Annotated in this window: 14 protein-coding genes; 8 read left to right on the forward strand and 6 right to left on the reverse strand. The window is 75.7% G+C overall.

Annotation, left to right across the window (positions count from 1 at the left end; translation table 11 throughout):
* Window positions 1-197: 197 nt before the first annotated feature.
* A complete protein-coding gene (locus CFP65_RS40290; RefSeq protein WP_217368202.1) occupies window positions 198-746 on the forward strand; it encodes a hypothetical protein in 549 nt (182 codons plus the stop codon).
* Window positions 747-784: 38 nt separating this feature from the next.
* On the opposite strand, the gene CFP65_RS30025 is transcribed toward CFP65_RS40290, so the two are convergent.
* The 5 genes from CFP65_RS30025 to CFP65_RS30045 form a co-directional block, all read right to left on the reverse strand.
* Complete coding sequence (locus CFP65_RS30025; protein ID WP_104819125.1) at window positions 785-3,151, reverse strand: tetratricopeptide repeat protein; 2,367 nt, start codon at window positions 3,149-3,151, stop codon at window positions 785-787.
* Between the two features lie 155 nt (window positions 3,152-3,306).
* Window positions 3,307-4,098 (reverse strand): nucleotidyltransferase domain-containing protein, encoded by a 792-nt coding sequence (locus tag CFP65_RS30030; RefSeq protein ID WP_371682480.1) that lies wholly within the window; start codon window positions 4,096-4,098, stop codon window positions 3,307-3,309.
* A 60-nt stretch (window positions 4,099-4,158) separates the two neighbouring features.
* Window positions 4,159-4,806 carry a fasciclin domain-containing protein gene (locus CFP65_RS30035; RefSeq protein WP_104819127.1) on the reverse strand — a complete coding sequence of 216 codons (648 nt, stop codon included), beginning with the start codon at window positions 4,804-4,806 and terminating at the stop codon, window positions 4,159-4,161.
* An 86-nt stretch (window positions 4,807-4,892) separates the two neighbouring features.
* The gene (locus CFP65_RS30040; RefSeq protein WP_104821220.1) at window positions 4,893-6,428 is read right to left on the reverse strand and encodes a molybdopterin-dependent oxidoreductase; all 1,536 of its coding nucleotides are present in this window, start codon (window positions 6,426-6,428) and stop codon (window positions 4,893-4,895) included.
* A 150-nt stretch (window positions 6,429-6,578) separates the two neighbouring features.
* Window positions 6,579-8,084 (reverse strand): SDR family oxidoreductase, encoded by a 1,506-nt coding sequence (locus CFP65_RS30045; RefSeq protein ID WP_104819128.1) that lies wholly within the window; start codon window positions 8,082-8,084, stop codon window positions 6,579-6,581.
* A 312-nt stretch (window positions 8,085-8,396) separates the two neighbouring features.
* Here CFP65_RS30045 and CFP65_RS30055 point away from each other — a divergent pair, with 312 nt between their 5' ends.
* The 7 genes from CFP65_RS30055 to CFP65_RS30085 all read left to right on the forward strand — a co-directional run bounded on the left by CFP65_RS30055 (window position 8,397) and on the right by CFP65_RS30085 (window position 15,349).
* On the forward strand, window positions 8,397-8,981 hold the full coding sequence (locus CFP65_RS30055; protein ID WP_104819130.1) for a sigma-70 family RNA polymerase sigma factor: 585 nt from the start codon (window positions 8,397-8,399) through the stop codon (window positions 8,979-8,981).
* Window positions 8,978-9,754, forward strand: a complete 777-nt coding sequence (locus CFP65_RS30060) for an anti-sigma factor domain-containing protein (protein WP_104819131.1) — start codon at window positions 8,978-8,980, stop codon at window positions 9,752-9,754. Before CFP65_RS30055 ends, CFP65_RS30060 begins: the two co-directional genes overlap by 4 nt.
* 124 nt (window positions 9,755-9,878) lie before the next feature.
* Window positions 9,879-11,186, forward strand: a complete 1,308-nt coding sequence (locus CFP65_RS30065; RefSeq protein ID WP_254552639.1) for an NAD(P)/FAD-dependent oxidoreductase — start codon at window positions 9,879-9,881, stop codon at window positions 11,184-11,186.
* 89 nt (window positions 11,187-11,275) lie between these two features.
* Window positions 11,276-11,992: a DUF1365 domain-containing protein gene (locus tag CFP65_RS30070; RefSeq protein WP_104821221.1), complete on the forward strand. Its 717-nt coding sequence runs from the start codon at window positions 11,276-11,278 to the stop codon at window positions 11,990-11,992.
* Window positions 11,989-13,269: a cyclopropane-fatty-acyl-phospholipid synthase family protein gene (locus CFP65_RS30075; protein WP_104819133.1), complete on the forward strand. Its 1,281-nt coding sequence runs from the start codon at window positions 11,989-11,991 to the stop codon at window positions 13,267-13,269. Before CFP65_RS30070 ends, CFP65_RS30075 begins: the two co-directional genes overlap by 4 nt.
* A gap of 3 nt (window positions 13,270-13,272) precedes the next feature.
* Entirely contained in the window at window positions 13,273-14,037 is a 765-nt protein-coding gene (locus tag CFP65_RS30080) for a DUF1295 domain-containing protein (RefSeq protein WP_104819134.1), read from the forward strand.
* Between the two features lie 49 nt (window positions 14,038-14,086).
* Window positions 14,087-15,349 (forward strand): deoxyribodipyrimidine photo-lyase, encoded by a 1,263-nt coding sequence (locus CFP65_RS30085; RefSeq protein ID WP_104819135.1) that lies wholly within the window; start codon window positions 14,087-14,089, stop codon window positions 15,347-15,349.
* A gap of 104 nt (window positions 15,350-15,453) precedes the next feature.
* Here the strand turns inward: CFP65_RS30085 and CFP65_RS30090 are convergent, their stop codons facing one another.
* Window positions 15,454-17,085, reverse strand: coding sequence for an amidohydrolase (locus CFP65_RS30090; RefSeq protein ID WP_104819136.1), 1,632 nt, complete (start codon window positions 17,083-17,085; stop codon window positions 15,454-15,456).
* Window positions 17,086-17,091 lie beyond the last annotated feature (6 nt).

The following is a 17,091-nucleotide window of genomic DNA, read 5'->3' on the forward strand; positions in this document are numbered from 1 at the left end:
GCCGCCTCTTCGTGAGCTCGGGGCCCGTTCCGGGCCGGCGACCGACCGGCAGAAGTGCGTGCGAGGGCAGTTCTGCCGGTGGAAGCTCCTGGCCGGTGGGGCGGGCAGGTGGTCGACTCGAGGGGTACGGGCCGGGTGGTGGGAGCCACCGGTCGGGCCCGGAAGGATCCACCGCCGACCAGGAGCCGACCGTGCCGATGACGCAGCCCACCACCACCGCCCACCCGGCCCGTGCACTCCGCGAGCTCGGGGGCCACGCCTTCGGGTACGAGTCGGCCGGCCGGCTGGTGCGCTGCGCCGAGTGCGGCGCGTACGAGGGCGGGGTGAGCGCGGCCGACGGCACGGTCACCCCGTGCACCGGGTTCGCGGGGTACGGCGGCGACCACGGGCGGGTCTACCTGCTGGTGACGGTGCGGCCCGAGCTCCGGGACGGCTGGGTCACGCCGCTGATCTGGCGGATCGAGCAGACCGGGCTCGCCCGGACCCCGCAGTACCCCTGGCGGGACGGGCAGCTGCTGGTGGAGTCGGCGCCCAGCGTGGTCGAGGACCTGGCGAACCGGATCCGGGGCGTCGCCTTCGACCTGGCCGGCCGGAGCCGGGTGCCCGCCGCGGCCGCGATCCGGCAGCTCTCGGAGCCGGCGGGTCGGGCGGTGCTCGAGGCCAACCGCGCGGCGTACCTCGCCGAGGAGGAGGCGGGGGGAGAGCAGCTCCGGCGCCGGTTCGACGCCCTGCCGGCGGCCGGCTGACCGGGAGCCGTCCGGTCGGCGGGGACCGGTCAGCCGCCTCAGGACGCCGGTTCGGCGTCCGGTCGGTCCAGGGCCGCCAACTCGGCGGCGGCCTCGGCCTCCTGGGGGCTGCGGAGTGCGGCGAGGGAGGTGTGGGCGGCGCGGAGCAGGCGGCGGGCCTCCTCGGGGCGGCCGGTGCGGGCGAGCACGCGGCCGAGGGCGAGCCGGCTCGGGGCCGTCCAGGTCGGCATGTCGGCGGGTTCGAAGCCGGCCAGGGCCTCGCGCAGCCAGGGCTCGGCCTCGGGCCAACGTGCCAGGGCCACCAGGTCGTTGCCGAGGTGCAGCGAGGTGGCCGCCCGATAGAGGGCCATCAGCTCGGGCGGCTTGCCGGGCACGCCGGCCCGGCAGATCGCGTCGCTGCGGCGGTGCACCTCCAGCGCCTCCTCGGCCCGGCCGGCCTCGCGCAGGTAGCGGCCGAGGGTGTTGAGGGTGAAGAGCTCGGCGAGCCGGGCCCCGCTCTCCGGCAGCGGGGCCAGCAACTCGGCGGCCTGCCGCAGCCGTTCCATCGCCTCGCTGACCCGGCCCAGCCGGTGCAGGGCCGTGGCGCCGTGCGCCAGCGCCGAACAGACCGCCTGCGGGTCCTCGATCGAGCGGGCCACGGCCGAGGCGGCGTCGGCGGCGGCCAGGGCCAGCCCGGGATCGTCCCCGGAGACGTTCAGCGACCAGGCCAGGTTGGTGAGTTGGGTGCTCTGGTCGTCATGCCGGCCCAGTGCCTCGGCGGCCTTCGCCGCGCAGCGGAACACCTCGGCCCAGACGTCCCAGTGCTGGTTGAGCTCGGCGAACCAGTGCACCGCGTCGGCGGTGGCGATGACCTCCTGGTACCGGCCGATGGCCAGCAGCCGGTGCAACGCGGCCTGCCACTCGGCCTGTTCGGCCTCCAACCACTCCTTGGCGCTCTCGCGGTCGGTGGGCGCGGTGGCCGGGTCGGGGTCCGGGGCCGAGCCGTCGTGGCGGCGCTTGGCGTCGAAGTGCGAGGCGGCGGCCCGGGTGCGGGCGAGCAGCCACTGGGCGAAGGAGTCCAGGGCGGCCTCGCGTTCGGACGGTTGCTCCTGGGCGGCGAGTCGCTCACCGGCGAAGACCTTGAGCAGATCGTGGAAGCGGTACCGCTCCGCGCTGGCGTGGGGTTGCAGCAGGCCGGCGTCCACGAGTTCGTCGGCGTGCAGCGCGGCCTCGCGCAGCGGCAGACGGGCCAACCTCGCCGCGCTCTCCAGGCTGAAGTCGACTCCCGCGGTCAGCGCCGCCCGGCGCAGCACCACCTGGGCGGGCGGGGAGAGTTGGCGGTAGGACAGCTCGAAGGCGTTCCGCACCCGCAGGGTGCCGGCCTGAAGCAGGTCCAAGCGTCGGTCCTCGCGGGCGAGTTGGACCGCCATCTTGCCCAGCCGCTCGTCGGCCCGGCCGGCCAGCCGCTGCCCGGCGATCCGGACGGCCAGCGGCAGCTGCCCGCACAGCTCGGCCAGCCGGTGCGCGGCCTGCTGCTCCTCGCCGACCCGCTGCGGGCCGAGGATGCGGCCGAGCAGTTCGACGGCCTCCCCGGGCTGGAGCAGGGCGAGTTCGATCCGGTGCACCGCCTCCAGGCCGGCGAGCGTGCGGCGGCCGGTGACGATGGTCAGGCAGCGGCCGGCGCCGGGGAGCAGCGGCCTGATCTGCTCCTCGTCCGCCGCGTTGTCCAGCACGAAGACCGCCCGCAGGTCGCGGACCACCGTCCGGAACAGCCCCGAGCGCGCCTCCGTCCCGGCCGGGATGCCGCCGGCCGGCACGCCCAGCGCCGAGAGCACCCGGCCGAGGGCCTCGTGCGGGCTGGTCGGTTCCTCGGCCATGCCGAGCAGGTCGATCGAGTACTGCCCGTCCGGGAAGCGTTCGGCCAGCCGGTACGCGGCGTGCACGGCGAACGCGGTCTTGCCGAGCCCGGGCTGCCCGCAGACCAGCACCACCGGGGCGTGGGCGGCGTCGGCCCGGTCCAGCACCGCCGAGACCTCGGCCAGCTCCCGGTCGCGCCCGACGAAGTCGGCGACGGCGCGGGGGAGGAGCAGGGCGGTCCGCGGCTCGGCCGTTCGGACCGGCCGGCCCGGTGCACCGCTCTCCGTGGTGGCGGCCGGGCGGGCCGTGTGCGGGCGGGAGCGGCCGGGGCTCGCGGCCTGCTCCAACTGCCGGGCGCCGGCCTCGTCCAGGCCGAGGCCCTGGGCCAGCGCCTGCACGGTACGGCGCTGCGGGCCGCGGGCCCGGCCGCGTTCGAGGTCGGCCACGGCGCGGACGCTGATCCCGGAGCGGTGCGACAGCTCCTCCTGGCTCAGGCCCGCCCGGGTGCGCAGGCCGCGCAGCAGCGGGCCGAGCGCGGGTGGCTCGGCCGCCGGTGGATCGGTCTGCATGCGCCTCGACTGTCCCCTCTGGCCTGGTCGGTCCGGCCCGCGCCCGCCGGCCGGTCCGCACCGGCAGCAGTATGCCCGATCGGACCACTGTCAAGCGGGCGGGCGGGCCGGCTGTCACCGCTGGGGTCGGCCGGTGCCGGCCGACGGGCCGCAGGTCAGGGGCGGGGAGCCTTGGGGCCGTGGACGGCCAGGTACTCGGCGGCCAGCCAGGGGGCGAGCTCGTCGAGGAGCATCGGGAGGTCGGCGGGGGTGGCGGTGGCCGCCCGGCGCAGCTGCTCGGCGCGCTCGGGGTAGTAGTGGGCGGCGATCTCGGCGGACCGGGCCAGGTCGCTGGTCCAGCCGCCCCAGCGGGGCATCACCAGGGTGAGGGCGGAGCGCAGCAGGCGGCGGCTGACGATGCGGGTGAGCCGCTGCGGGTCGGCGGTGTCGCGCTGGGCCTGCCAGCGCGGGACGGCGAGGTGCAGGTCGCCGTTGGTCTCGCGGGCGAGCAGCGGGGTGGGGCGGTAGCGGGGCAGCTGCTCGGCGAGGTCCGGGCCGAGCAGCGGGGTGCAGAGGCAGGCCAGGAACCAGCCGAGGTCGTACCGCTCCAGCTCGCTCAGCAGGGTGGCGGTGTCGTAGAGCAGGATGCCGACGCCGTCGATCTGCGGGAAGGAATCGTCCAGGAAGGCTTCCTGGTCCTTCGCCGCGGCCCGGTCGGCCGGGGTGGGCGGCCGGTGCAGCGCGAGCAGCAGGTCGAGGTCGGAGCTGCCCGGGCGGGCCGTGCCGCGCGGGATGCTCCCGTACAGGTAGGCGCTGTGCAGCAGTTCCGGCCCGAAGGCGGCGGCGATCCCCTCCCAGGCAGCGGCCACCACCGGGGCGAACAGGTCCGGCACCAGGTCGATCGAGCCCTCGCGAGCGAGGAAGCCGTCGGGGTCGAGCCCGGTCACGGGCGGCGCGCTGATCTCCACGGACACCACTCTGCCAGGCCCCCGCGTCCGCCGAGCAGGGGCCTGGCAGCGGGCCCACGGTCAGGAGGTGGGCATCAGCACGGTGTCGACGATGTACACCGTGGCATTGGCGGTCTGGACGTTGCCGCAGAGCACCTTGGCGTTGGTGTTGACGGTGAAGTCCTCGCCGGAGCCGGTCACGCTGAGGTCCGAGCCCTCCAGCGTCTTGTGGGTGCCGGCCAGCGCGGTCGGGGCGAGCCGGGTCGGGGACACGTGGTAGGTGAGGATCTTGGTGAGCTTGGCCTTGTCGGCGAGCACGGCGGCGAGGGTGTCCTTCGGCAGCTTGGCGAAGGCGTCGTTGGTCGGGGCGAACACCGTGACGTTCTGGGCCGAGTTGAGCGTGTCGACCAGCCCGGCCGTCTTGACCGCCGTCACCAGCGTGGAGAGCAGCGGGTTGTTGGAGGCGGCGGTGGCCACCGGGTCCTTGGCCATCCCGGAGAAGCTGCCCGCCCCGTCCTTGGGCACCGCCGCGCAGGCCGCGCCGAACGGCTGGTCGGTCATCGCGGCGGCCGAACTCCCGGTGCTGCCGGTGCTGGTGGAGCTCGCCGGAGAACTGGCGGAGCTGGAGGCCGAGTTGGAGCTGCTCCCGGAGGAGCAGGCGGTCAGGCCGGTGGCCAGGGCGCCGGCGGCGAGCAGGGCGGCGACGGTCTTGGAGCGCAGGGTGAACATCGGAATTCCTTCGGTGAGTCGGTGAGTCGGGTCTGTTTTCGGCAAGGCGGTGCCGCACGGGCGGCGGGTGGGGAAGATCCGGGGGTTCAGGTGACGGTGACCACCGTGCTGTGCCAGCCGGTGGCGCCGGACGGGAACGGGGCGGCGCGGGCCTCCGGCTGGACGGCGCCGGTGGCATCGGTGGCGCGGACCTCGAGGCGGTGGGTGCCGGGTCGGGCGTTTGACCACTGGTAGCTCCACTGCCGCCAGAGGTCCGGCCCGGCGTCGGCCGCGAGGGTGGCTTCGGCCCACGGGCCGCCGTCCACCCGGACTTCGACCGCCGCGATCCCGCGGTGGGTGGCCCAGGCGGTGCCCGCCACGGTGACCTCCCCGGCCGGGACCCGGGCGAACGGAGCCGGCACGTCGATCCGGGAGGCCGTCCGGACCAGCCCCGTCCGGTCCCAGCCGCGCCGCACCCAGTACGGGTCGTACGCGGCGAAGGTGGTCACCTCCAGGTCGACCAGCCACTTGGTGGCCGAGGTGTACCCGTACAGTCCGGGCACCACCGTCCGGCACGGGAACCCGTGGGCGAGCGGCAGCGGTTCGCCGTCCATCGCCACGGCCAGCAGGGCCGTGCGGCCGTCGAGCACGGCGGCCAGCGGGGTGCCGATCGACATCCCCTCGCTGGAGCGCCCCACCAACTGGTCGGCCCCGGCCCGGACTCCGGCCTGCCGCAGCAGGTCCGGCAGCGAGGCGCCGAGCCACCGGGTGGTCGAGACGTACGGGCCGCCGACCTCGTTGGAGACGCAGCTGAGGGTGTGGTCGAGCTCGGTGAGGGGGCGCCGCAGCAGCTCGTCGAAGCTCAGCAGCAGGGGGTGGTCGACCAGGCCGCGCACCCGGAGGGTCCACTCGCGCGGGTCGATCCTGGGGAGGGTGAGGGCGGTGTCGACCCGGTAGAAGTCATCGGTGGCGGTGCGGAATCCGGGCAGCCCGGGGACGGCCGGGTGAGCGGACGCCGGGATCGGGCGGGCCGGCACGGGCGGGGCGGGCAGGCGGATCGCGGCCCGGGCGGCGGAGACGTCGGAGCGGCTGTCCGCGAGGCGGCGGCCGCCGTAGCCGGCCACGGCGGCGATGGCGAAGGTGCCGGTGGTGGCGAGCAGGAAGGTGCGGCGGGCGGGGCGGGGCGGCTCCGCCGGGGAGACCGGTGAGGGATCGATCTCCGGTGCGGCAGCGGGGAGTCGGGAAGTGAGGAACAGCAGGGTGGCGGCGCCGACGGCGGCTGCGGCGAGGGACGGCAGGGCGTGGGAGGCGGTGGCGGTGGGGCGGGAGAGGGCGGCCCAGGTGCCGAGGGCGCCGAAGAGGAGGAAGAGGGCGGCGCCGGTGCGGCGGTGGCGGGCGGCGATGAGTCCGGCGAGGGCGGCCAGGGCCGCCATGGTGAGGTAGATGCCGGTGAGCAGGACGGGCTTGTCGTGGGTGCCGAAGGTGCGGACGGCGTACTCCTTGAGCGGAGTCGGCGTCAGGTCGATGGCGGCGGAGCCGACCGCGATGACCGGGGCGCTGTCCGGCCCGGTCAGGGCCGCCGCCAGCTCCCCGGCCCCCACGGCCGCTGCGGCGGCCGCCAGCCCGGTCACCGCAGCCCCCATGGCCCGCAGCAGACCGGCGCGGCGGCGCCGGGTCGGCGGGGTGGGGGTCTGGTTGGCGTTCACACCCGGTATTCGGGCCTGCCCCGGGCCCGGATGGGTCGGAGTTGCGGATACACCCGGAAGAGTGAAGGAGCCGGTGAGAACCGCAGGTCAGGGGTGGTTGCCGGTGATGTTGTCGGCCATGGCGTTGAAGACCAGGGAGTGGAAGGGGGCGACGGACCACCAGTAGGCGTGGCCGGCCAGGCCGTGCGGGTGGAAGAGGGCGCGCTGGTGGTAGTGGGTGCCGCCGGTGGGCGTGGGGGTGACGGTGAGTTCGAGCCAGGCCAGGCCGGGGAGCCGCATCTCGGCGCGCAGGCGCAGCAGGCGGCCCGGTTCGATCTCCTCGACCCGCCAGAAGTCCAGGGCGTCGCCGACCCGGAGCCGCTGCTGGTCGCGGCGCCCGCGCCGCAGGCCGACCCCGCCCACCAGCCGGTCCAGCCGGCCCCGCACGGACCAGGCGAGCGGGAGGGAGTACCAGCCGTTGCTGCCGCCGATGCCCTCGATCGTGCGCCAGACCGTCTCGGGCGGGGTGGTGACGGTGCGTTCGCGGAGGTCCTCGTACAGACTGCCGCCGGCCCACGCCGGGTCCGTGGGGAGCGGGTCACTCGGTGCGCCGGGGAGCGAGGCGGAGGACCAGCGGGTGGTGACCTCGGCGTCCTGGATCCGCTTGAGGGCCAGCCGGACGGCCCGGTCGAAGCCGAGCAGCCCCTCCGGCGGGTCGGGCACCCAGCGGGCGATGTCGTGCTCGCCGCAGACCACTTCGTGCCGGAGCGACTCGACCAGCGGGCGGGCCAGCGCGTTCGGCACCGGGGTGACCAGCCCGACCCAGTGGCTGGAGAGCCGGGGCGTGAGCACCGGCACCGGCACGATCACCCGCCGGGGCAGCCCGGCGATCCGGGCGTAACGGCGCATCATCTCCCGGTAGGTCAGCACCTCCGGCCCGCCGATGTCGAAGACCCGGTCGGTGTCGGGCGGGAGCGCCCCTGGGTCGGCGCAGGCGGCCAGGTAGCGGAGCACGTCGCGGACGGCGATCGGCTGGATGCGGGTGTCCACCCAGCTGGGGGTGACCATCATCGGCAGGCGTTCGGTCAGGTGGCGCAGCATCTCGAAGGAGACCGAGCCGGAGCCGAGCACCACGGCCGCCCGCAGCTCCACCACCGGGACGCCGCCCGCCCGCAGGGCGCGGCCGGTCTCGGCGCGGGAGCGGAGGTGGGGGGAGAGCTCGGCCTCGGGCACCCCGCGCGGGACGAGGCCGCCGAGGTAGACGATCCGGCGGCAGCCGGCCTTCGCCGCCGCCTCGCCGAAGGCCCGGGCCGCCTCCCGGTCGGTCTGCTCGAAGCCGGGCCCGGTGCCGAGCGAGTGCACCAGGTAGTAGGCGACGTCGATGCCCTCGAAGGCCCCGGCCAGGGTGTCCGGCCGGGTGACGTCCCCGGTCACGACCGTCACCTCGGCCCGCCAGGGGTGGTCCCGCAGCCGGGCCGGGTCGCGGACCAGGCAGTGCACCCGGTGCCCGGCCTCGAGCAGTTCGGGCACCAGCCGGCCGCCGAGGTAGCCGGTCGCGCCGGTGACCAGGCAGCGCTGCGGGGCGGCGGGGGCCGGGGGAGGGGTGGACGGCATGGCGGACTCCTGGTGGTGCGGGACCGTGCGGCGGTCGAAGGCAGTGTTGTTCGTACCGGTTCATCCGGATTCGGAGCGGACGGCCAGGCGGTTCGGTGCGGCGGCCGGGCTGTGGGAGGCTGCGCGCACGCCGTGGGGCGGGACGGTTCCGAGCCTGCACCAATCCGGCCCGGTGGCGGCTCCGAACGGTACGTGTCGGCGGTCCTTCCGCCGCGTCCGTAGCCTCCGGCGGGTCGTCCGGCCGGAGGGCGTCTCCCTGGAGGTTGGTATGCGCGCCGTCCGTGCGAGTGAGCGGAGCGGGGAGGTCGCGCGGTGAGCACCGTCGTGCCGCTCGCCACCCCGAGGTGGCGGGGGCCGGATCTCAAGGAGCTGGTCGCCAAGGTGGCCTTCGGCGACCAGGACGCGTTCGCACGACTGTACGACGCGGTAGCCGGGCCGGTGTTCGGGCTGGTCCGGCGGGTGCTGCGGGACCCGGCGCAGTCGGAGGAGGTGACGCAGGAGGTGATGCTGGAGCTCTGGCGCACCGCCGCCCGCTACCGCCCCGACCGCGGCGAGGTGCTGCCGTGGGTGCTGACCATGGCGCACCGCCGGGCCGTGGACCGGGTCCGCTCCGCGCAGGCCGCCGCCGACCGGGACCAGCGGGCCGCTGCCCAGGCGCACGCCCCGGTGTTCGACGAGACCGCCGAGCTGGCCGAGGGCCGGCTGGAGCGGGAGCAGGTGCGGCGCTGCCTGAAGACGCTCACCGAGTTGCAGCGCGAGTCGGTGACCCTGGCCTACTACCGGGGTTACTCCTATCCGGAGGTGGCCGAGATGCTCGGCACACCGCTCGGCACCGTCAAGACCCGGATGCGGGACGGCCTGATCCGGCTCCGCGACTGCCTGGGGGTGGGGGCATGACCACGTCGCCCGATCTGCACACGCTCACCGGGGCCTACGCGGCCCACGCGCTGGCCGACACCGAGCGGGAGGCGTTCGAGCAGCACCTGGCCCGGTGCCCGGCCTGCTCGGCGGAGGTGGACGAGTTCGCCGCCACGCTGGCCCGGCTCGGCGTGGCCGAGGCCGTGCCGGTGCCGCCCGCGCTCAAGGCCAGGGTGCTGGCCGCGCTGCCCGAGGTCCGCCAGCTGGCGCCCAGCGGTCAGCTCTCCCCGGCCGGTGCCCCGGCGGGCCGGCCGCGCGGCTGGTGGGCCCGGCACGGGTCCAAGTTCGCGCTGGCGGCGGCCGTCGCCCTCGCGGCGGGGCTCGGCGGGGTCGCGGTGCAGCAGCACCAGGACGCCGACCAGGCCCGGCAGGCGGCGGCTCGGGCCAGCGCCTCGGCCGCCGCGGCGGCCGCCGAGTCGGCCCGGTTCGGCGCGGTGCTGGCCGCTCCCGACGCCCGGACGGCCACCGCCCGGGACGGCGGCGGGTCCGGCACCGTGGTCTGGTCGGCCGCCCAGGGCCAGGCCGCCTTCCTGGCCGCCGGCTTGCCCCAGCCCAAGGCCGGCACCACCTACCAGCTCTGGTTCAACGACGCCGGGGTGATGCGCCCGGCCGGACTGCTCGGCAGCGGCGACGGTTCGCTGGTGCTCGCCGGGGCGATCGGCGGCGCGGCGGGGGTGGGGGTGACGGTGGAGCCGGCCGGCGGTTCGGCCCACCCGAGCGGGGCGCCGGTGCTGCTGCTCCCGTTCAGCTGAGGGAGCCCGTTCGGCCGAGGGAGCCCGTTCAGCCGGGCAGCCGTTCGGCCGGGCAGCCGTTCGGCCGGGGGAGTCAGGGTGCCCCGGCACCCATCCGGCAGCGCCGCTGCTCCGAATGAAGGACGTGACGAGATTCGAGAGCGGTGCCAGGGTGGCCGTGGTCGGCTCCGGCGTGGCCGGGCTGACGGCGGCGTACGAGCTGCGGCGGGCCGGGGCGGTGGTGGAGCTGTTCGAGGCCCAGCCCCGGCTCGGCGGGCACGCGCACACCCAGGAGGTGACCGGCGCGGACGGCCGGGTGCTGCCGCTGGACACCGGCTTCCTGGTGCACAACGAGCGGACCTACCCCCGACTCACCGCGCTGTTCCGGGAGTTGGGGGTCCGCACCCGGCCGAGCGAGATGAGCATGTCGGTGCGTTGCGAGGGCTGCGGCCTGGAGTACGCGGGTGCCCGGGGCCCGGCCGGGCTGCTGGCCCGGCCGGAGGCGCTGCTGCGCGGGCGGTACCTGCGGCTGCTGGCCCAGGTGCCGCTCTTCCACCGCCGGGCCCGGCGGCTGCTGGCCGATCCGGCGGCCGGCGAGCCCACCCTGCGGGCCTTCCTGGTCGAGGGCGGCTTCACCCCGTACTTCGCGAGCCACTTCGTGACCCCGCTGGTGGCGGCCGTCTGGTCCTGCGCGCCGGACGTGGCGGGCGACTACCCCGCGCGGTACCTGTTCACCTTCCTGGCCAACCACGGCCTGCTCGGGGTGACCGGCTCGCCGACCTGGCGGACGGTGGTCGGCGGCTCCCGCACCTACGTGGAGCGGATCGCCGAACGGCTCGGCGCGGTGCACCGCTCGGCCCCGGTCCGGGCGGTGACCCGGCACGCCGACGGCGTGGAGCTGGTCACCGCGGACGGCCGCCGTACCGGGGCCACGGCCGTGGTGATCGCCACCCACGCCGACCAGGCCCTGCGGCTGCTGGCCGACCCGACCCGGCCCGAACGCGAGGTGCTCGGCGCCTTCCGGTACTCCCGCAACCCCACCGTGCTGCACCGGGACGCCTCCTGGCTGCCGCACGCGGTCTGGGCCCGGGCCTCCTGGAACTACCTGATGCCCACCTGCTCCGACGACTCCCGCCGGGTACAGGTGAGTTACCACCTCAACCGGCTGCTCGGCCTGGAGACGGCGGAGGACTACCTGGTCACCCTCAACGAGCAGCGCCCGGTGCCGCCCGAGGCGGTGGTCTCCCGGACGGTCTACGAGCATCCGGTCTACACCACCGAGACGATCGCCGCCCAGCGCCGGCTGCCCGAACTCACCACCGGCCGCACGGCCTTCGCCGGGGCGTACCACGGCTGGGGCTTCCACGAGGACGGCTGCCGCTCCGGCGCGGAGGCCGCCGCCGCCCTGCTCGGCCAGGCCCCCGAGCCGGTCACCGCTGCGAGGCCGTGGTGAACCGCCGTGCTGTGGCGGCGGACCGCCGCGCGGCCGTGGCGGACCGGACTGACGGCGCCGTGGACTCGCCTGCCGGGCAGGGCAGTCCGCTGCCCGGGCCGTGGGGTGCGGCGCTGTACGAGGCCCGGATCGGCCACCTGCGCCGCACCCCGCTGCGCCACGCCTTCACCCACCGCAGCTACCTCTGGCTGGTCGACCTCGACCACCTGCCGCCGGTGCCTGCGCTGCTCCGCCCGCTGGCCCGGTTCCGCAGCGCCGACCACCCGGGCGACCCAGGCTTGACGATCCGTCAGAACCTGACGGCGTACCTCGCGGGGGAGGGCATCGCGCTCGACCCGGCCGGCCGGGTGCTGATGCTCACCCAGGCCCGCTCGCTCGGCCACGTCTTCAACCCGCTCACGGTCTACTGGTGCCGGGATGCCGCCGGGCAGCCGGTCTGCACCGTCGCCGAGGTGCACAACACCTACGGCCAGCACCACCGTTACCTGGTCGAGGAAAGCCCGGTGCCCAAGCGGTTCTACGTCTCGCCGTTCTTCCCGGTGGACGGCGCGTACCGGCTGCGGCTGCCCGAGCCCGGCGCGCGGCTCGACCTCTCCGTCCGGCTGGACCGCCCGGACGGCACCGCCTTCTGCGCCACCGTCCGCGGCGAGCGGCGTCCGGCCGGGGTGCGAGCCCTGCTCGCCGCGGCGCTGCGCCACCCGTTCGCGACCTACGCGGTCAGCGCGCACATCCGTTACCAGGGCATCCGGCTGCTGCTGCGCGGCCTGCCCGTCCAGCCGCGACCGCAGGGGGATGCAGGCCCATGACCACCCGAACCACCCGATCGGTACTCGAACTCCCCACCGCCGTCGACCCGTTGCGCTGGCCGGACGTGGCCCGGGTGCCGCAGGCGCCGGTGCGCGGGGCGGTGGCCTGGTGGCTGCTCCGCCGGGCGGCCCGGCAGCGCCGGATCGGCGTCCAACTGCCCGACGGACGCTGCCTGGTGGCCGCGCCGCCCGGGGCGCCGGTGCTGCGGCTGCACCGGCCGGAGAGCTTCCGGCAGCGGGTCGGCGCGGGCGGGCTGATCGGCTTCGGCGAGTCGTACCAGGCGGGCGACTGGGACGCCCCGGACCTGGTCGGCCTGCTCACCGCGCTCGCCGAGGCCCCCGAGACCCTGGTGCCGGCCGGCACCGGCCGGCTGCGCCGGCTCTACGTCCGCCGCCCGCCCGAGGCCGAGCTCGGCACTCCGGAGAACGCCCGGCGCAACATCAGCCGCCACTACGACCTCTCCAACGAGCTCTTCGCGCTCTTCCTCGACCCGACCATGACCTACTCCTCGGCCCTCTTCCCGCTCGGCCCCGACGGCACCCCGCAGGCCGACTGGGCCGGTCTGCCCGCCGCCCAGCACCGCAAGATCGACCGGCTGCTCGACCTGGCCCGGGTCGACTCCGGCAGCCGGGTGCTGGAGATCGGCACCGGCTGGGGCGAGTTGGCCCTGCGGGCCGCCGCCCGGGGGGCCAGGGTGGTCAGCCTGACCCTCTCCACCGAGCAGCAGGCGCTGGCCCGCCGCCGGATCGCCGCCGCCGGGCTGACCGACCGGGTCGAGGTGCGGCTCTGCGACTACCGTGCGGTGCAAGGGAGTTACGACGCCGTGCTCAGCGTGGAGATGATCGAGGCGGTCGGCCGGGCGTACTGGCCCGCCTACTTCGCCACCCTCGACCGGGTGCTCGCCCCCGGCGGCCGGGTGGCGCTGCAGGCGATCACCATGCCGCACGAGCGGATGCTCGCCAGCAGCGAGACCCAGACCTGGATCCTCAAGTACGTCTTCCCCGGCGGCCGGATCCCCTCGCTCCGGGCCATCGCGGACACCGCCGAACGGGAGACCGGGCTTCGACTGAGGGCCGCCGTGGGCTTCGGGCAGCACTACGCGGAGACCCTGCGGCTCTGGCGCGAACGGTTCGCCGAGCACGCGGCGGAGGTCGGCGAACTCGGCTTCGACCAGGTCTTCCGGCGGATGTGGCGGTTCTACCTCGCCTACTCCGAGGCCGGCTTCCGCACCGGCTACCTGGACGTGCGCCAGCTGCTGCTCACCCGGGAGGGCTGAACCGTGGTGCTCCGGACTCTGCTGCTCACCGCCCTGGTGGTGCTCGCCGTGCTGCTCGCCGCCTTCGCGGTGGGCCTGCGCACCGGCCGGCACCGGGGCGTGGACGTCGCCTGGGGGCTGGCCTTCGCCGCCGTCGGCCTCACCGCCTGCGCGCTCTCCGGCGGCCGGGGCCTGCTGAGCACCGTGCTGGTGGTGCTCTGGGGCGGGCGGCTCTCCGCCCACCTCTGGTGGCGGGCCCGGGGCGCGGGGGAGGATCCGCGCTACGCCGCGATGCTCGCCGGCGGCGGTCTGCTGACGGTGCTGACCAAGGTCTACCTGCTGCAGGCCGTCCTGGTCTGGTGCGTCTCGCTGCCGGTGCAGGCCGCCTCCTGGCTGCCCGCGCCCCCGCTCGGCCTGGCCGTGGCCGGCACCGCGCTCTGGGCCCTGGGTCTGGTCTTCGAGGCGGTCGGCGACGCCCAACTCGCCCGGTTCCAGGCCGATCCGGCCCACCGGGGGCAGCTGCTGACCACCGGCCTGCGGGCCTGGACCCGATACCCCAACTACTTCGGCGACGCCTGCGTCTGGTGGGGCCTGACCCTGCTGGTCCTCGGCACCCCGGCCGGCTGGGCCTACCTGCCCGCCCCGCTGCTGATGACCTGGCTGCTGGCCTTCGGCAGCGGCCGACCGCTGCTCGAACGCCGACTGCGCGCGACCCGGCCCGAGTGGGCCGCCTACGCCGCCCGGACCAGCCCGTTCATCCCGTGGCCCCCGCGCCGCCGGGGATCCTGACCTCCTGACCCCGACTCCCCATCCGCCCACGACCCTTGGACCCGTACCGGTGAACGTCTCCATCGCCCTGCTCACCCAGGACCTCCGCCTGCACGACAACCCCGTGCTGCACGCCGCCCGGCGCGACGCCGACCAGGTGGTGCCGCTCTTCGTGCTCGACACCGACATCGAGGCCGGCGGCTTCCCCTGCCCCAACCGGTCGGCCTTTCTGGCCGACTGCCTCGCCGACCTGGACGACTCGCTGCGCCGGATCGGCGGCCGGCTGATCCTGCGCCGGGGCCGCGCGGCGGTCGAAACGGCCCGCCTGGCCGAGCAGTTGGGCGCCCGCAGCGTGCACGTGGCGGCGGGAGTGAGCGGCTTCGCACAGCGTCGGGAGGCCGAGCTGCAGGCCGCGCTGGGCGGACGGCTGCGGGTGCACGAGGGGTCGGTGACCGTGGTGGCGCCCGGGGCGGTGCTGCCGAGCGGGCGCTCGCACTACGCCGTCTTCACCCCGTACCACCGGGCCTGGCAGTCGGCCGAACGCCGCAGCCCGCTGGGCGCCCCGCGCGCCATGCCCGTGCCCGAGGAACTGGAGAGCCTGCCGATCCCCACTGCGAAGGCCGACTCGCCCGAGCTGCCGACGGGCGGGGAGCGCGAGGCCCGGCGCCGCTGGCAGGCCTGGTCGCCCGAGCGGTACGAGGAGCTGCACGACGCGCTGGCCGACGACGGCACCTCGCGGCTCTCGCCCTACCTGCACTTCGGCTGCCTCTCGCCCACCGAACTGACCGTCCGGGCGATGGAGTTGCCGGGCCCGGGCGCCGAGGCCTTCGTCCGCCAGCTGGCCTGGCGGGACTTCCACCACCAGGTGCTGGCCGCCACCCCGCAGGCCGCCTGGCAGGACTACCGCGACCGGGGCAAGGTCTGGCGGGAGGATGAGGCGGAGGCGGAGGCCTGGCGGCAGGGACGCACCGGGGTGCCGATCGTGGACGCCGGGATGCGCCAACTCGCCCGGGAGGGCTGGATGCACAACCGGGCCCGGCTGATCACGGCCAGCTACCTGACCAAGACCCTCGGGCACGACTGGCGGGTCGGCGCCCGGCACTTCCTGCGGCTGCTGGTGGACGGCGACCTGGCCAACAACCAGCTCAACTGGCAGTGGGTGGCCGGCACCGGCAACGACACTCGGCCGAACCGGGTGCTCAACCCGCTGCGCCAGGCCGAGCGTTACGACCCGGAGGGCGCGTACGTGCGGCGCTGGTGCCCCGAACTCGCCCATCTGCCGGGCAAGTCGATCCACCGGGGCGAGAGCGGCGGCGGGGAGACGCTGTTCTGAACGCGGTGGGGAGTGAGCGGCCCCGGGGTGGTGCGTCCGGCGGAGAGTGCACCACCCCGGGCGGGTTGACGGCGACCTCCGGGTCAGTTGACGCCGACCCCGGTTCAGCCGAAGACGCGCTCGCCGCCGACGAAGGTCTGCTCGACCTTGGCGTCGGCGATGCCCAGCGGGTCCTCGGTGAGGATGTCCCGGTCCAGCACGACCAGGTCGGCCAGCAGCCCGGCCCGCAGGCTGCCCGCCTCGTCCCAGCCGTTCACGTGGGCGGAGCCCGCGGTGTAGGCGGTGAGCGCGGTGGTCAGGTCGAGCCGCTGCTCGGGGTAGAAGACCCGGCCGTGGTCGGTCTCGGGCTCCAGGCGGTTGACGGCCACGTGCAGGCCGGCCAGCGGGTCCGGGCTGGAGACCGGCCAGTCGCTGCCCGCGCAGAGGGTGGCCCCGGCCCGCAGCAGGCCGCCGAACGGGTACTGCCAGGCGGCGCGCTCGGGCCCGAGGAACGGGATGGTGAGCTCGTCCATCTGCGCCTCGTGGCAGGCCCAGAGCGGCTGGATGTTGGCGATCGCGCCGAGCTTGGCGAAGCGCGGCAGGTCGTCCGGGTGCACCACCTGGAGGTGGGCCAGGTGGTGGCGGGTGTCGCGGAAGCCGTTCGCGGCGCGGGCGGCCTCGATCGCGTCCAGCGCCTCGCGCACCGCGCGGTCGCCGAGCGCGTGGAAGTGCACCTGGAAGCCGTGCGCGTCCAGCTCGGTGACGTAGCCGCGCAGGGCGACCGGGTCGACGAAGCTGAGCCCGCTGGTGCCGGTGGCGCAGCCGCAGCCGTCCAGGTAGGGGGTGCCCAGGGCGGCGGTGAAGTTCTCCGCGATGCCGTCCTGCATGATCTTGACCGAGCTGGCGACGAACCGGCCGTACCACAACTCGGCGCGGCGCTCGATCAGTTCGGCGATCTGCTCGCCGCCCCGGCCGCGGTCCCACCAGAGCGCCCCGCGCACCCTGGCCGTCAGGGTGCCGGCCCGGGCGGCGGCCAGGTAGGCGTCCGAGGGGTCGGGCTGGCCGTTGAAGACGCCGAGCAGGGCGTCCTGCCAGCCGGTGATGCCCAGCGAGTGCAGCAGCTGCTGGGCCCGCTGCAGGCCGGCCACCCGCTCCTCGAAGGTGGTGGGCGGCACCAGCCTGGCGACCAGGCCGGTGGCGCCCTCCTGGAGCACCCCGCTGGGGGTGCCGTCGGCCTCCCGCTCGATCCGGCCGTCGGCCGGGTCCGGGCTGTCCTTGGTGAGCCCGGCCAGCTCCAGCGCCCGGGAGTTGGCCCAGGCGCCGTGGTGGTCGCGGTTGACCAGGTAGACCGGGCGGTCCGGTACCACCCGGTCGAGCAGCTGCCGGGTGGGCAGGCCGCCCTCGAAGCTCTCCAGCGACCAGCCGCTGCCGGTGATCCACTCCCGCTCCGGGTGCGCCTCGGCGAAGGCGCGCACCCGGTCGAGGTACTCCTCGACCCCGACGGTGTCGCTCAGGTCGCACTCGCCGAGTTCCACGCCGCCGTAGACGGCGTGGATGTGCGAGTCCTGGAAGCCGGGCACGAGCAGCTTGCCGGCCAGGTCGACCACCTCGGTCTTCGGGCCGATCAGCTCCCGCACCTCGTCGTGGCCGACGGCGGTGATCCGCTCGCCGGTGACGGCGAGGCTGGTGGCCCGGGTGCGGGCCGGGTCGGCGGTGAAGACCGGCCCGTTGGTGAAGACGAGATCCGCGTGGTTCAAGGGAAT

It is taken from the genome of Kitasatospora sp. MMS16-BH015 (assembly GCF_002943525.1).
GTDB lineage: Bacteria > Actinomycetota > Actinomycetes > Streptomycetales > Streptomycetaceae > Kitasatospora.